Genomic DNA, 16,510 nt, shown 5'->3' on the forward strand with positions numbered 1-16,510 from the left:
GGGATATTATGACCGGTTGGTCGCACGACGCTTCTGAACTCGTTGGTCGCACTCCCCTGGTCGAGCTGACGCGTTTTCCCGCCAGGGCTGGAGGCGCGGCAGCGACCATACTGGCCAAATTAGAGATGTTTAGCCCAGGTGGGAGCGTCAAAGATCGCGTGGCGAAACGCATGATCTGCGAGGCGGAGAGCCAGGGCTTGCTCCGCACGGGAAGCACAGTTATTGAGCCTACAAGCGGTAATATGGGCGTCTCGCTGGCGATGATCGCGGCTGCACGGGGATATCGCTGCATACTGACTATGCCAGATACTGTAGGCCTAGAGCGGCGTCTCCTGTTGCAGCGCCTGGGGGCTGAAGTCATGCTCACGCCTGCGCGCCAGGGGATGCGGGGTGCTATCAATAAAGTGATTGAGTTGCGCACAACCCTTCCGTACGCCTGGTATCCCCAGCAATTTTATAACCAGGCCAATCCACGCGCACATCGCGAGGAGACCGCGGTCGAGATCTGGGAGGAAACGGGTGGAGCCGTGGATATGGTGATTTTAGGTGTAGGGACGGGTGGCACGCTAACGGGCATCGCCGAGGGGCTGCGTGAGCGCAAACCCGAGGTCGAAGTCGTTGCCGTCGAGCCGGCCTCCTGCGCCGTCCTTTCAGGTGGACGTCCGGGTCCACATCGCCTGGAGGGCCTGGGTCCGGGTTTTATCCCCGATACGTTGCGTGTGGACCTGATTGACCGGGTCATTCCTGTTAGCGATCAAGACGCGGTCGCGACCGCCATCCAGCTGATGCAGGACGAAGGGCTCTCGATTGGTATTAGTAGTGGAGCCGTGGCCTGGGCCGCCTTACAGGAGGCGCGCAAAGAAGAGAATCGGGGCAAAATCATAGTGACGCTCTTCCCCAGCGCAGCCGAACGCTATCTACACACCGTCCTCTTCGATGATCTCCGCGGCAAAAACCGCTAGACGAATGTAAGAGTAAGCAACAAGCCAATCCCGAGTCACGCATGAAGACAGGGAGGCGGACCGCCAGGTCCGCCTCCCTGTCTTCATTCTTTATCCCCTCGCAGGGAATCAATACGAAAAACGAAGATACAACGTGTTATAATTGGCGGCCAAATAATGTAACCTCAGCGCCAGGGGAATCGTTTAAAGACATAGGAGATAATGGCTAGACATACGTTAAGCGCTGAGAAGCAAACGCAATCTGTAGATCCTGAATCTTCTTCTCCGCAAACCTGAGCGTTTATCCCCGAATGGGGGCGGAGCGCTAGGCACGCCAGTGACGTTGGGTTTCGGAATAAGATCCATAAGGGGATAATATGAAACAACCTGCTAGTGATACCTATATCTTTCACCTGGGGCGTACAGCCTATCAGAGGACGCGCTTGTTGGGTGTGTTGATGGCGGTCGCGCTGTTTCTGGGCGCACTTGGGTCGGCCTGGGCGTGTGGTTGGATGTGGGGCACTTATCGTCATGATTTTACTTTTTATCTGAAGTGGCAGGATGCGCTGGTTGGCCTGCTGGGTTTCCTGACCTTCGCGATGCTCAAAGGGGATATTTTAATTGCACGCTTCCTCTTCGCGCTTCACCAGGGCTATCGCAAGGGAACGTTTCTCGTCAGCGAGCATTCGCTCGAGGCACGTGATCTCTCTCCACTGAACCTTTCCAGCATTTTCTGGATGATGAACAGCGAGTTCTGGTGCTTTGTGGCTGTGCTGGTGGGCCTGGTGCCAGCCATTCTTGTGGGCTGGACCCTGCATATTACGCAACCGCTCTTACTGGTACTGGCGACCGGGTCTGCGCTCTTGTTGAGCCTGGCGGGCCTGGTAGTCAGCATTGTCGCGTTCTCATTTATCCTGATTGGCTGTGTCGGTGCCATCTCGTTCACTAAAAGCCTCGGCGCGCCCCAGACCTATGAGTTAAGCAATCGAACTATGGTACGCATCGATGATTGCCAGTTAACCATCATCTATCCAGGCGCGCAGGAATCGCTCGTGGATCTGCGTTTATTAGACAAGGAAGATCGCTGCTTCTTGCTGGACTTGCTACGTGAGCGCTGGAATAACGCGCAACATGTGTGGAATCCCACCCTGGGCGAGGAGATTGAGCAGGCCCTACGCGAGTCTGAAGAGCGCCGCGCCGTTTTAGTATAGAGTGGCGTGGGGTAATTTTCTGATCTGTGGAATAAATGATGGCTGGCCGATGTTTCCTTTGGTAGATATAATGCTGGAAAAACGTGTTGGTTAGTCGCTTTACTGGCAGGCGAAGAAAATACAGACTAGAGTATTGACATATGTAGGTGGAAGTAGTATACTTACCTCTTGCCAGTGTAGTATACTAAAAGCAGCGATATTTCCAATAGCTGCTGATGCGAAGATACATAATAGGCTAACAAGGTTGACTAACAAGCGAGCAAAGAACGGACAAACACATCATCTCCCCAAGTGCGCAGCGTGAGCGTAGATACCACAAACAATACTTTTATCCACAGCAGAAGACCGACACCGATGTCAGTATGCAGCATGGATTTATGTTTGATTGTGTTGAGCGGGAGGTGGTGTGAGTTTTCTGCTGTTCCTGGCTCTTAGTTGCAAGATCTTATGCGGAAACCAACGTCACTGGCGTGACTAGCGCTTCCCCCATTCGGGGACAGGCGCGCTCAGGTTTCCTGATAGGTAGTAAACTCTTATTCCGAAACCCAACGTTGCTAACGCGACTAGCGCTCCGCGCTCAGGTTTTCGGAGAAGTAGTAAACAGAGTTTGTAAAGCATGCCAAGAATATATCCTGTTGGGGGTGATGATGTGTGGGCGCAAGGCAGGAGAGATTGTTAAGTTTCAATGCGAGTAGGAGTAACCGCTTATTGAATTGGTGAGCGGTTACTTTTCTTGTCGTTGACCGTTTCACAACACAGGTCACTCTAGGTATTAATAGATAACATTTCGCAATTATCTAGAAATTTTTTCGTTTTTTCCCGTTTCCCGTTACTCTTTGAGAATGTCTCCATCCCGTGCCTCTACGCTATGCATACATGTAATACGCTTATGTATTATACAACGTTGACAAACGGTTGTGTATGCGGCGAGTGGTGTGGGCCTCTGGTGCATTCTGTGAGTGGCATGCCCCTGCGTGTCCCTCATGATCCTCTATGGGCGAACTAGGTGAGAGGAGAATACCACATATGGCAGTAAGCACGAAGGCCGTTGCACTCCCAGAGCGCGTCTCTTTTGGGCGTATCCCGGACATACGGCCTATGCCTGGCCTAATTCAGATTCAGCTCGACTCCTTTGAATGGTTCAAGAAGGAAGGTCTCCGCGAACTTTTCGAAGAAATTTCTCCTATTGAAGACTTTACCGGCAAAAACCTCAGCCTGGAATTTATTGTCCCTCCTGAACCCTTTGGCAAGCCAAAGTATGACGAGGATGAGTGCCGCGACCGTGACGCTACCTATGCCGCACCCCTCAATGTGAAGGCTCGCCTGATTAATAAAGAGACAGGTGAAATCATCGAGAAGGACATCTTTATGGGTGACTTCCCGTTGATGACCAAGGCTGGTACCTTCATTATCAATGGCGCCGAGCGCGTTGTGGTGAGTCAGTTGGTGCGTTCCCCCGGCGTCTACTTCACGGTGGACGAGGATGCGACGACTGGTAAAAAACTCTTTGCCGCAAAGTTGATTCCTGGGCGTGGTGCCTGGCTGGAGTTTGAGACCAGCAACAAGAATCTGCTAACCGTCAAGATCGACCGCAAACGTAAACTACCTGTAACGACCTTGTTGCGTGCCATTTCGCGCCTGGCCAAAGAGCACTGGCATGCGGAGGACCTGGACCTCTCAACCGACCAGGGCATTCTGGATGCCTTCGCCGGGGTAGATAACGACCCGGTCATCCGCTATATCCAGGCGACCCTGGACCGCGATCCCGTGAAGAAGGAGGAGGAGGCCCTCCTGGAGCTGTACAAGAAGCTGCGTCCTGGCGATCCCGCCACCCTGGACAACGCGCGCTCCCTGGTGAAGAACCTCTTCTTCAATCCACGCCGTTACGATCTGGGCAACGTTGGTCGCTATAAGTTGAACCGCAAGCTGGACCTCTCGATCCCGCAGAGCCAGCGTATCCTGACGCAGGACGACCTGGTGGCGATCATCCGGCGCCTGGTCTCGCTCAATAATGGGCGTGGACGCAAGGATGACATCGACCACCTGGGCAACCGCCGCGTGCGTTGCGTGGGTGAGCTGATTCAGAGCCAGTTCCGCGTTGGTCTGCTGCGTATGGAGCGCGTGGTCAAAGAGCGCATGAGCATTCAGGAGCCTGGGCAGGCTACCCCGAACGCGCTTATCAACATCCGCCCTGTCGTGGCCGCGATGAAAGAGTTCTTCGGCGGTAGCCAGCTGTCGCAGTTTATGGACCAGGTCAATGCTCTGGCGGAGATCGGTCACAAGCGCCGTCTCTCGGCCCTGGGTCCCGGTGGTCTCTCGCGCGACCGCGCAGGCTTTGATGTACGTGACGTACACGAGTCGCACTATGGCCGCATCTGCCCGATTGAGACCCCTGAAGGTCCAAACATTGGTCTGATTGGTAACCTGGCGACCTATGGCCAGATTAACCCCTATGGCTTCATTGAGACACCCTATCGTCATGTGATTAAGCGCCTGGCGGCAACTGACGGGCGCCTGCTTGGTCGTGAGTTGCGTGGCTATTACGGTCGTCGCGAAGATATCGTTACGGAGGACGGTGAGGTGCTGCTCAAGCGCAATAACCCGGTGCGTGTTGATGAGGAGCTCTTTGAGAAGCTGGCCTTCCTGGGCGATACGCCTTTGAGCATCAAGCCATTTGTCACCGATGAGGTCGATTATCAGACCGCCGATGACGAAGAGAACTTCTATATCGCCCAGGCGAATGCTGTGCTGACTGATAACAACGAGTTTGCTGACGCACGCGTGCTGGCTCGCTATCAGGGTGAGTTTACCGAGGTTCCCTCGGAGAGCATTGACTACATGGACGTCTCGCCTCGTCAGACGGTGAGTGTCGCGACCGCGCTGATTCCCTTCCTGGAGCATGACGACGTGAACCGCGCGCTGATGGGCGCGAACATGCAGCGCCAGGCTGTGCCTCTGCTGCGACCACAGTCGCCCATTTGTGGCACGGGCATCGAGCGCCAGGTGGCCGTCGACTCGGGTCAGGTCATTGTGGCCCAGGCGAGTGGTGAGGTTGTCTCCTCTACCTCGCGCAAGATCGAGATCATGGACGAGCATGGTCAGCTCTACTCGCACACCTTGCGTAAGTTTGTGCGCTCCAACAATGGTACCTGCATTAACCAGCGCCCCATTGTGAAGAAGGGCGACTATGTCACCAAGGGCCAGGTGGTTGCCGATAGCTCCTCAACCGAGCTGGGCGAGCTGGCGCTGGGTCAGAACATCCTGGTTGCCTTTATGAGCTGGGAGGGTGGCAACTTTGAGGACGCCATCCTGATTAGTGAGCGTATCGTGCGTGAAGACCTCTTTACCTCGATCCACATCGAGAAATACGAGGTGGATGCCCGCGATACCAAGCTTGGTCCCGAAGAGATCACACGCGACATTCCGAACGTGGGTGAAGAAGGTCTGCGCAACCTGGATGAGCGTGGCATCATCTATGTGGGCGCCGAGGTTGGCCCACAGGATATCCTGGTCGGTAAGATCACGCCGAAGGGCGAGACGGAGCTGACCGCTGAAGAGAAGCTGCTACGCGCCATCTTCGGTGAAAAGGCTCGTGAAGTCAAAGACACCTCACTGCGTGTGCCTCATGGTGAGCGTGGTAAGGTTGTCGAGGTCAAGGTCTTCTCCCGCGAGGCGGGCGATGAGCTCTCGCCAGGCGTCAACCAGCTGGTTCGCGTCAGCATCGCGCAGAAGCGTAAGATCGGCGCAGGCGATAAGATGGCGGGGCGTCACGGAAATAAGGGTGTGATCTCGCGCGTGCTGCCGATTGAGGATATGCCCTTCCTGCCCGATGGTTCACCAGTGGATATCATCCTGAACCCGCTGGGTGTGCCTCACCGTATGAATATCGGCCAGATCATGGAGACGCACCTGGGCTGGGCTGCTAGCGTTCTTGGCTTCAAGATCGCCACCCCGGTCTTTGATGGCGCGACCGAGGAAGACATCGAAGAGATGTTGCGGCGTGCGGGCCTGCCTGAGTCAGGTAAGGTTCAGCTCTATGATGGGCGTACCGGTGAGCCATTCGATCACCCGATCACTGTTGGCTATACCTATATGCTCAAACTGGCCCACCTCGTCGAAGACAAGGTACACGCTCGTTCAACTGGACCATACAGCTTGATCACGCAGCAGCCGCTAGGTGGTAAGGCGCAGTTCGGTGGACAGCGCTTCGGTGAGATGGAGGTATGGGCGCTTGAGGCCTACGGTGCAGCGAATATCCTGCAAGAGATCCTGACTGTCAAGTCGGACGACGTTGTGGGTCGCGTAAAAACGTATGAGGCCATCGTCAAGGGCGAAAACATTATGGAGCCTGGCGTGCCTGAATCCTTTAAGGTGTTGGTCAAAGAATTGCAAAGCCTCGGTATCAACGTTGAGGTGCTGAACGAGGACGAGCAGAAGATACAATTTGTGGAAGACACCTCGAATGATGTGATGCCGGAACTGGGTATTAATCTGTCCGGTTTCGAAGGAGACCAATAGTAGGGAGTGCGACCGTGTATGCGTGTCTGTAGCCGCGCCCAGAGGATGCTCACGCGCATACACTGCCCTTACCCCAGGAGGTAGCATGCTCGAAGTCAACGATTTTAACGCTATCCGTATCAGCCTTGCCAGCCCTGAGCAGATTCGTGGCTGGAGCTATGGTGAGGTCACGAAACCGGAAACCATCAACTATCGTACACTCAAGCCCGAGAAGGATGGCCTTTTCTGCGAACGCATTTTTGGCCCCACCAAGGACTGGGAGTGCTACTGTGGTAAATATAAAAGAGTTCGCTTCAAAGGCATCGTTTGCGATAAGTGTGGCGTAGAAGTCGCGCGCTCAAAGGTTCGCCGCGAGCGCATGGGCCACATCGAACTCGCTTCGCCCGTCAGCCATATCTGGTACTTCAAGGGCACGCCAAGCCGCATTGGCCTGCTGCTTGATTTGTCACCACGTAACCTGGAGCGCATTCTCTACTTTGCTCTGTATGTCGTCACACATATCGACGAAGAAGGGCGTCAGCGCGAGCTGATGCGCATCGACGAAGAGTTGCAGCAGCTCGACCAGGACCTCGATACGAAGGTCGTTGATCGCGTCAATAGCCTCAAGTCGAAGCGCGACACCGCCATTCGCGATAGTGAGCAGCAGTTCTCTACGCTTGACCGCAAGAGCATCGAAGAGAAACGTGAGCAGGACCTGGATAACGCGCGCCGGGCCGAGAGCGAGACGCTCTCTGAACTGCGCGACCTGATGAACCAGGCGACTGACAACGATATCATCTACATGCCCACCGATTCCGTCATCGTCCGCTCGGGTGAGACCGTTTCGCCCAAGCACCTGGATACGCTGGAGCGGGTTGCCGAGTCGTCGCGCAACGCCATCGCCGAGCAGGCGCGCCGCGAGATTGAGGCCGCCCTCTCTGAGAGCAAGCGCGAGGCCGACCGCCTTGGCCTTGAGTACCAGGGCCAGATCGATACCGCACAGTTGACACTGGAGCGCGAGCGTAGCGAGTCCCGCACACGCCTGGACAACATGCGCCGCGACCTGGAAGGCCTCAAAAAGCTTGACCTGTTGCAGGAGAATCGCTATCGCGAACTCAGGGAGTCCTTTGGCAGCGTCTTCCGTGCTGGTATGGGTGCGGAGGCCGTGCGCGAGCTGATCGCAGCCATCGACCTGGAGAAGCTCTCTAATGACTTGCGGCACGAGATCATTTCGACGGTTGGTCAGCGTCGCAAGAAGGCTACCAAGCGCCTGAAGGTTGTTGAGGCTTTCCGCAAGTCGGGCACCTCGCCTGAATGGATGATCCTGACCGTGTTGCCAGTGCTGCCGCCTGATCTGCGCCCGATGGTGCAATTGGATGGTGGTCGCTTCGCGACATCCGACTTGAACGACCTCTATCGCCGCGTGATCAACCGCAATAATCGTCTCAAACGTCTGCTGGAACTGGGCGCGCCTGAGATCATTATTCGCAATGAGAAGCGCATGCTGCAAGAGGCCTGCGACGCCCTGATTGATAATGGACGTCGTGGTCGTGCCGTGGCGGGCTCGGGTAACCACAAACTCAAGAGCCTCTCTGATATGCTCAAGGGTAAGCAGGGTCGCTTCCGCCAGAACCTGCTCGGTAAGCGCGTTGACTACTCTGGTCGCTCGGTTATCGTGGTTGGTCCTGACCTGAAGCTGCACCAGTGTGGCCTGCCCAAGCGTATGGCGCTGGAGCTCTTCAAGCCGTTCGTCATGCGTAAGCTTGTGGAGCAGAACTTTGCCCATAACATCAAGAGTGCCAAGCGCTTTGTTGAGCGTGTCAAGCCCGAGGTTTGGGACGTCCTGGAAGAGGTGATTAAGAATCATCCCGTCCTGCTCAACCGCGCGCCAACGCTGCACCGCCTGGGTATTCAGGCCTTTGAAGCCGTTCTGGTTGAGGGTAGCGCGATCCAGTTGCACCCGCTCGTCTGTTCAGCCTTTAACGCGGACTTTGACGGTGACCAGATGGCCGTGCACGTTCCCCTGTCCGATAAGGCGCAGGACGAGGCGCGTCGCTTCATGATGTCAACGCGCAACCTGCTCTCACCGGCCCATGGCGAGCCTTCGATTGGTGCCAGCCAGGATATGGTGCTTGGCTGCTTCTACCTGACGCAGGATCGCCCTGGCAAGAAGGGCGAGGGACGACGCTTTACTGACGCCACCGAGGCCTTGCTGGCCTACTCTCAAGGCATTGTAGAGCTACAGGCGCGTATCAAAGTGCGCATTGGAGATGTCGAGGTCTATGACAATCCTCCGCCCGCCAAGCCATCGATGAGTGCGGCTGGTAAGCTTGTTGAGACCACTGTTGGCCGTCTCATCTTCAACGAGGCGTTGCCTGAGCGCTTGCGCTACCGCAACTACGCGATGAAGAAAGAGAATCTGCGCCAGGTGATCGCAGACTGCTTCAAGTACTATGGTCGCGTGAAGACCACTGAGCTGGCCGACGAGGTCAAGCGCCTTGGTTTCTCCTACGCTACCAAAGCCGGTGCAACCGTCGCCATTAGCGACGTCAAAGTGCCGATTGAGAAGCAGGAAGAGATGGCGAAGGCCGATCTCAAGATTGCTGAGCTGGAAGAGCAGTATCGCGACGGTCTGATCACCGAGAACGAGAAGTACCAGCAGACGATTGAGACCTGGAACGAGGTGACCGATAAAGTCACCAAGATGGTTGAAGCGACGCTGGACCCCTACGGCTCAATCTTCACCATCGCGAAGTCTGGCGCGACCAAAGCGAAGTTCCAGCAGATCCGTCAGCTTTCTGGTATGCGTGGTCTGATGGCCAGCCCGTCGGGCCGTATTATCCCGGTGCCAATTCGTGGTAACTTCCGCGAAGGCTTGAGCGTGTTGGAGTACTTTATCAGTAGTCACGGCGCGCGTAAGGGTCTGGCTGACACCGCGCTACGTACCGCAGAATCTGGTTACCTCACCCGTCGCCTGATTGACGTCGCGCAGGATGTCATCGTCACCGAGGAAGATTGTGGCTCGACCGAGGGTATTCTCATCACCGATGAGGACTCCAAGGAAATGGGTCTCGACAACCTGGGGACGCGCCTGCTGGGTCGTGTGCTGTCCGAGTCAATTCCTGGCCTGGAGCACATGGAAGCTGGCGATGAGATAACCGAGGAAATGGTCGAAGAGATCGTGGCCGCGGGTGTCAAGAAGGTGCGTGTCCGCTCCGTCTTGAACTGCCTGGCCCGCAGGGGCATCTGCCGCAAGTGTTATGGCCGCGACCTGGCAGCGAACGCGCTGGCCAACATTGGTGCAGCGGTCGGTATCATTGCCGCTCAATCGATTGGTGAGCCGGGAACGCAGCTCACCATGCGTACCTTCCATACTGGTGGTATCGCAGGTGCGCAGGGTGACATCACGCTGGGTCTGCCACGCGTTGAAGAGCTGTTCGAGGCGCGTGTACCGAAGGACAAAGCCGAGATCAGTGAGATCGACGGCGTTGCCGAGATCATTAAAGACGAGAACACAAACCAGCGTACCGTACGCGTAGTTGCCAGTAACGTCTTCTTTGATGAGTACACCATGCCCGCGAAAACCAAGGTACTGGTTAACGACCAGGACCAGGTCGTCAAGGACCAGGTGATCGCGTTGATGCCTGCGGAAAAGGGCGGTGAGCCGGTTCCGGTCATGGCACGCACGGATGGCACGATCAACATTGGCGCGAATGGGCTGCTCTCGATTCGCTTTGAGGAGCATGACGAGCGCACTTATGCAGTGCCAGCGGCACGTAGCATCGCCGTGGAGCATGGACAGAAGATTCAGGCGGGCACGCCCATCACTTCTGGCCAGCGTGATCCACAGGATGTTCTGCGTATCCAGGGACGTGAGGCGGTGCAGTTGTACCTGGTCAAAGAGGTGCAGCGTGTGTACCGTAACACTGGTGTGTACAATAACGACAAGCACATTGAAGTTATTGTCCGCCAGATGCTTCGCCGCATCAAGGTAGAGGATTCTGGCGACACCGACATGTTGCCAAACGACCTGGTTGATCGCTTCCATTATGATGAGACCAACGCGCGCGTCCTGGCTGAGGGTGGAGAACCCGCCACCGCTACGACCGTGTTATTGGGTGTCACTAAGGCCTCGCTCAATACTGACAGCTTCCTGGCTGCGGCCTCCTTCCAGGAGACCACAAGGGTGCTGACAGAGGCGGCGATTGAGGCCCAGACCGATCACCTTGTTGGTTTGAAAGAGAACGTCATCATTGGTAAGCTCATTCCGGCGGGTTCAGGCATTGCCCAGCGCCGTAAGGAGCAGATCGCACGCCAGCAGGCGGCGGCCGCGCGCATCGCGGCGCAGCAGACTCCCGTGGTTGCTGGAGTCGTGGCTGGCAGCGCGAGTGAGAGCCTGGGGGATGGTTTTGCCAGTGGTACCCTTGGGCTGACACTTGACAGCGGGGACAATGAGTGATATTATATGCAACCGCGTATATGTGATAAAAAGTCGCGGGTAGCAACTTTGCTATCCGCGCTTGCAGTCATTCTTTTATAGGGACAGGGAGGACCTTTCCTTGCCGACAATCAATCAGTTGATCCGAAAGGGCCGCAAACAAAAGCAGAAAAAAGTGAAGGCCCCAGCGCTGCTGTATTCCTACAACGCGCTAAAGAATAAAACGTCGCGTCTGCGCGGATCTCCACAGAAGCGTGGAGTATGCACTCAGGTGCGTACCATGACCCCGAAGAAGCCGAACTCGGCGATGCGTAAGATTGCTCGTGTTCGTCTCTCGAACCAGATGGAAGTCACCGCATACATTCCTGGTGAAGGGCACAACCTACAGGAGCACTCTGTTGTCCTGATCCGCGGTGGTCGCGTGAAGGACCTGCCGAGTGTGCGTTACCATATCGTTCGTGGTACACTTGACAGCGATGGTGTCTCCAAGCGCCGTCAGGGTCGCTCAAAGTATGGGGCGAAGCGTCCGAAGCCCGGACAGGCAGCAGCACCAGCGAAGGGGAAACGCTAAGCTGGTCTGGCTGCGTCAGTATTGCCCGCAAGCCGCGGCTTGATGGGAAGGCCAGGGTAAACTGGAGTGGCCATCAAGTTTCGCGCCAACTCCCTGCTATAGCGTAAGCGGGGTGGTTATCACGGTCACCGTGGGGCAACTTACGGTGATAGTCGGGTGTCCTCCTAGTACATAGCCAGTGCGACGCATGAGTTATCTCGTCGTGGCTATGCTTCTCAGAACGTCTCCTCTCAAGGACGTGAGGGAAAAAGGGAAAGGCGCCCGCGTGTAGGCGTCAGAGAGAGATTAAGGCGAAACGCAAGAAATAGCCTTAATCATTAGGCTCGACGCCTTTTCTGGTGTCTGTAAACTCCTTCTGGCTGATGCGGAGCGGGGGAGTTCTTGTGAGACACAAGTATTATCTTGCACTAGACGCGCGAGCGTCGGTTCTATGGCTTGACGAGAGGACAACATCGCATTCAGAGCGAAGTGATGCAGCAACAGTAGGGAATTTGGGTTAGTGGGATGTGAAAACTATCCACCGCAGCCGAAGTAATTCTAGAATGTGGTTGCTTCGCATCTGAATGGCTGAAAGGGAGGCAGAAATTGCCAAGACGTAAGAGAGTGGTGCGACGGCCCGATGTGCCGGATGCAAAATACAGAAGCCGTAACGTGGCTCGCTTCATTAACAAAATGATGGTTGATGGAAAGCGCAGCCTGGCTGAGCGTATTCTCTACGATGCGCTAGATGCCATTGAAGTAAAGCAGAAGCGCCCATCTATTGAGGTGTTTGATCAGGCATTGAAGAATGCGACACCCAGTATTGAGGTTAAACCCCGTCGTGTTGGTGGTTCCACCTACCAGGTCCCTGTGGAAGTCCGCAAGGATCGTGGTAACGCATTGGCAATGCGCTGGTTGATTCGTGCTGCTCGCACGAGAAACGGCAGGTCGATGTCGGATAAGCTGGCTAGCGAGTTGATGGATGCGGCGGCGGGACAAGGTTCCACTATTAAAAAGCGTGAGGAAACTCACAAGATGGCGGAGTCCAACAAGGCTTTCGCTCATTATCGCTGGTAAAAAGACATCATGGCTAGAGAATTCCCACTCGATAAAATTCGCAATATTGGTATCATCGCTCACATTGACGCGGGTAAGACGACCACCACAGAGCGTATCCTCTACTACACCGGGCGTATCCATCGCATTGGTGAGGTGCACGAGGGCGGCGCGACCATGGACTGGATGCCGCAGGAGCAGGAGCGTGGTATCACCATCACTTCAGCGGCCACTATGTGCTTCTGGAATGATTATCAGTTCAACATCATCGACACCCCTGGACACGTAGACTTCACAGCTGAGGTTGAGCGCAACTTGCGCGTACTCGACGGTGGCGTAGTGGTCTTCGACGCAGTCGCGGGTGTTGAGCCTCAGTCTGAGACCGTGTGGCGCCAGGCGAACAAGTATAACGTGCCTCGTATCTGCTACGTCAACAAGATGGACCGCACGGGTGCCGATTTCTGGCGCACGGTTGATATGATCAGAACGCGCCTGAGTGCGGTTCCTGTGCCCATTCAGGTTCCTCTCGGCAGCGAGAGTAACTTCAAGGGCTTTATCGACCTGATCACGATGAAATCCGTAACCTTCACCGACGAGAAGGGCGCTTCGCCAATGATTAGCGAGATTCCCGAGGCGTTGAGGGACGAGGCGCAGCAGCATCGTGATACCATGGTTGAGCGCGTTGCCGAGACCGACGAGGAGCTGACGCTGAAGTTCCTTGAGGGCGAAGAGATCTCCGAAGAGGAGCTGAATACCGCGCTGCGTAAGGCGACCATCTCCAACGCCCTGGTGCCTGTTCTCTGTGGTAGCTCCTACAAGAACAAAGGCGTGCAGGCCATGCTCGATGCTGTCGTGCATTATCTGCCATCGCCAATTGATATTGCGCCACCTGTAGGTATCAATCCAGATACCGAGCAGGAAGAAACCCGCGAGGTTGATGACAACGCTCCCCTGAGCGCCCTGGTCTTCAAGATCGTGTCTGACCCCTTTGTTGGTCGCCTCTCCTACATTCGTGTTTACTCTGGTACCTTGAAGAAGGGCGCCTCGGTCGAGAATACGACGAAGGACAAGACCGAGCGTGTTGGTCGCCTGTTGCGCATGCATGCCAACCACCGCGAGGATATCGATGAGATTCGCGCGGGCGACATCTGTGCCGCCGTTGGTCTGCGCAACACCTTCACAGGTGATACGCTCTCCGACTCGTCCAAGCCGATCATCCTGGAGTCGATCTCCTTCCCCACGCCGGTTATCGAGATCGCTATCGAGCCTAAGACGCGTGCCGATCAGGAAAAGATGGGTGTTGCTCTGGGCAAACTGGCTGAAGAGGATCCCACCTTCCGCGTCAATACCGACCAGGAGTCTGGCCAGACCATTATTAAGGGTATGGGCGAGCTGCACCTGGAAATCATTCAGGATCGCCTCTTCCGCGAGTTCAAAGTCGAGGCGAATGTTGGTCGCCCACAGGTGGCCTATCGCGAGACGATTACGCGTACCGCGCAAGCCCAGGGCCGCCACGTCCGTCAGACAGGTGGTAGCGGTCAGTACGGTGACGTCTGGCTGCGTGTTGAGCCAAATGAGCGCGGTAAGGGTATCGAGTTCGTCAGCGAGGTCGTTGGTGGTACCGTCCCCAGGGAATACATCAAGCCGACTGAGCAGGGTGTGCGCGAGGCGCTGGAGAACGGTATTATCGCCGGCTTCCCCGTCGTCGACGTCAAAGTTGCTCTGTATGATGGTTCTTACCACGACGTTGACTCCAGTGAGGCGGCCTTTAAAATCGCCGGTTCGCTGGGTGTCAAAGAGGGTGTCCGCAAAGCTGGCCCCGTGTTGTTGGAGCCAATCATGATTGTAGAGGTTACCACACCTGAGGACTTCTATGGCGATGTCATCGGCGACCTCAACCGCCGCCGTGGCACCATCCTTGGTATGGAGACCCGTGCTGACTCGAACGTCGTCAAAGCTAACGTTCCCCTGTCCGAGATGTTCGGCTACGTGAATGAGCTGCGTTCGATGTCCAGTGGTCGTGCCAGCTACTCGATGGAATTCTCCCACTACGATCCCGTTCCAAAGAATATTGCCGACGAGATTATCGCCAAATCGAGCCGCTAATCTGAGCAGATCGTAGTCAAGCTTGTTTAAGTGCTCGCCGTTTGCGGTGGCAATGCGCCGCAAACGGCGGGTGGCTGAGAAAAAAGGTTTTGGGTGGGGTTGGTAGCTTCGTGGTTGTGACCATATAGCTGCCAGCGTATACTGAACATACGCGGCTTATGGTGTATAAGTGGTGGAAAAGTCAGGGATGATCCCCCAAACCTCCCTATCTACTTGTCAGCAAGGACTCGAAAAGAGTACAATCTTCTTTGCGTGTTTTGGCTTACTACCTATCGGAAACCTGAGCGCGAAGCGCTAGGCACGGAAGTGACGTTGGTTTCAGCATAAGGAGAGACTACCTGATTGGAAAAGGTAGGATGTAGAAGGACCTGCCCGGTGCCGAACTCAGGGACAGGCCTACCGGGCCAGGGCATAAGTCTGCACTGAGAAGATAAACTCCTACGGTAAAGTAGGGGATGGAAAAAATTAAGAGGATAAAACATGGCAAAACAGAAGTTTGAGCGCACAAAACCTCACGTTAACGTGGGTACGATTGGTCACATCGACCACGGCAAGACGACCCTGACCGCGGCCATCACCAAGACCCTGGCTGCCGCTCAGCTTGCTAAGTACACGGCCTTCGACCAGATCGACAAGGCCCCCGAGGAGCGCGAGCGTGGTATTACCATCTCGATCGCGCACCTGGAGTACCAGACCGAGAAGCGCCACTACGCTCACGTGGACTGCCCCGGTCACGCTGACTACATCAAGAACATGATCACCGGTGCCGCCCAGATGGACGGCGCGATCCTGGTCGTGAGTGCTCCTGATGGTCCTATGCCTCAGACGCGCGAGCACGTCCTGCTGGCACAGCAGGTTGAGGTTCCCGCGATGGTGGTCTTCCTCAACAAATGCGACATGATGGAAGACGAGGAGCTGCTCGAGCTGGTCGAGCTGGAAGTGCGGGAGTTGCTCTCGAAGTACCAGTTCCCTGGCGACGATGTTCCTATCATCCGCGGTTCGGCGCTCAAAGCTCTGGAGAGCAAGGGCGACCTCTCGCGCAACGACGAGGCAGCCAAGTGCATCTGGGAGCTGATGGATGCGGTGGACTCCTACATCCCCACGCCTCCTCGCGCGACCGACAAGCCGTTCCTGATGCCAGTGGAAGACGTCTTTGGCATTAAGGGTCGCGGTACCGTGGCCACGGGTCGTATCGAGCGTGGTATCGTCAAAGTTGGCGAGAACATCGAGATCATTGGTATGAAGGAAGAGACCCGCACCGTGGTTGTCACAGGTGTGGAGATGTTCCAGAAGACGCTGGATGAGGGCCAGGCAGGTGACAACGTTGGTTGTCTGTTGCGTGGTGTTGAGCGTACGGACATCGAGCGCGGCCAGGTGCTGGCCAAGCCGGGCTCGATCAAGCCGCATAAGAACTTCCTGGCGCAGGTTTACGTCCTCTCGAAAGAAGAGGGTGGCCGCCATACGCCATTCTTCAACGGCTATCGCCCTCAGTTCTACGTTCGTACCACGGACGTGACGGGATCGATCAAGCTGCCCGAAGGCGTGGAGATGGTTATGCCTGGCGACAACATTGAGATGACGGTCGAGTTGATCCAGCCGGTCGCGATGGAAGAGGGCGTGAAGTTCGCCATCCGCGAAGGCGGTCGTACCGTTGGCGCTGGTATCTGCACCAAGGTTCTTGCATAAGATCAGGGGAAACCCTATAGCAAAA

General features: G+C 55.9%; 8 protein-coding genes. All 8 read left to right on the forward strand.

Going from position 1 to position 16,510, the window contains the following annotated elements; genetic code table 11:
- The first annotated feature begins 8 nt into the window (after positions 1–8).
- The 8 genes from cysK to tuf all read left to right on the forward strand — a co-directional run bounded on the left by cysK (position 9) and on the right by tuf (position 16,485).
- On the forward strand, positions 9–962 hold the full coding sequence (gene cysK / locus JMJ04_RS10470) for a cysteine synthase A (protein ID WP_201370450.1): 954 nt from the start codon (positions 9–11) through the stop codon (positions 960–962).
- A 356-nt stretch (positions 963–1,318) separates the two neighbouring features.
- Complete coding sequence (locus tag JMJ04_RS10475) at positions 1,319–2,152, forward strand: hypothetical protein (protein ID WP_201370451.1); 834 nt, start codon at positions 1,319–1,321, stop codon at positions 2,150–2,152.
- Between the two features lie 1,026 nt (positions 2,153–3,178).
- On the forward strand, positions 3,179–6,670 hold the full coding sequence (gene rpoB, locus JMJ04_RS10480; protein ID WP_201370452.1) for a DNA-directed RNA polymerase subunit beta: 3,492 nt from the start codon (positions 3,179–3,181) through the stop codon (positions 6,668–6,670).
- 85 nt (positions 6,671–6,755) lie between these two features.
- Positions 6,756–11,108, forward strand: coding sequence for a DNA-directed RNA polymerase subunit beta' (gene rpoC, locus JMJ04_RS10485; RefSeq protein WP_201370453.1), 4,353 nt, complete (start codon positions 6,756–6,758; stop codon positions 11,106–11,108).
- A gap of 100 nt (positions 11,109–11,208) precedes the next feature.
- Positions 11,209–11,658, forward strand: coding sequence for a 30S ribosomal protein S12 (gene rpsL / locus JMJ04_RS10490; RefSeq protein WP_007908613.1), 450 nt, complete (start codon positions 11,209–11,211; stop codon positions 11,656–11,658).
- Positions 11,659–12,243: 585 nt separating this feature from the next.
- Entirely contained in the window at positions 12,244–12,714 is a 471-nt protein-coding gene (gene rpsG, locus JMJ04_RS10495; RefSeq protein WP_201370454.1) for a 30S ribosomal protein S7, read from the forward strand.
- 9 nt (positions 12,715–12,723) lie between these two features.
- Positions 12,724–14,799, forward strand: a complete 2,076-nt coding sequence (gene fusA, locus JMJ04_RS10500) for an elongation factor G (RefSeq protein WP_201370455.1) — start codon at positions 12,724–12,726, stop codon at positions 14,797–14,799.
- Between the two features lie 480 nt (positions 14,800–15,279).
- On the forward strand, positions 15,280–16,485 hold the full coding sequence (gene tuf / locus JMJ04_RS10505) for an elongation factor Tu (RefSeq protein WP_201370325.1): 1,206 nt from the start codon (positions 15,280–15,282) through the stop codon (positions 16,483–16,485).
- Positions 16,486–16,510: the final 25 nt, after the last annotated feature.

The organism is Ktedonobacter robiniae, assembly GCF_016587375.1.
GTDB lineage: Bacteria > Chloroflexota > Ktedonobacteria > Ktedonobacterales > Ktedonobacteraceae > Ktedonobacter > Ktedonobacter robiniae.

Excerpts from the sequence above, each read along its gene's own strand:
- cysK (WP_201370450.1), top strand. The coding sequence starts at position 9 with ATGACCGGTTGGTCGCACGACGCTTCTGAACTCGTTGGTCGCACTCCC.
- JMJ04_RS10475 (WP_201370451.1), top strand. The coding sequence starts at position 1,319 with ATGAAACAACCTGCTAGTGATACCTATATCTTTCACCTGGGGCGTACA.
- rpoB (WP_201370452.1), top strand. The coding sequence starts at position 3,179 with ATGGCAGTAAGCACGAAGGCCGTTGCACTCCCAGAGCGCGTCTCTTTT.
- rpoC (WP_201370453.1), top strand. The coding sequence starts at position 6,756 with ATGCTCGAAGTCAACGATTTTAACGCTATCCGTATCAGCCTTGCCAGC.
- fusA (WP_201370455.1), top strand. The coding sequence starts at position 12,724 with ATGGCTAGAGAATTCCCACTCGATAAAATTCGCAATATTGGTATCATC.
- tuf (WP_201370325.1), top strand. The coding sequence starts at position 15,280 with ATGGCAAAACAGAAGTTTGAGCGCACAAAACCTCACGTTAACGTGGGT.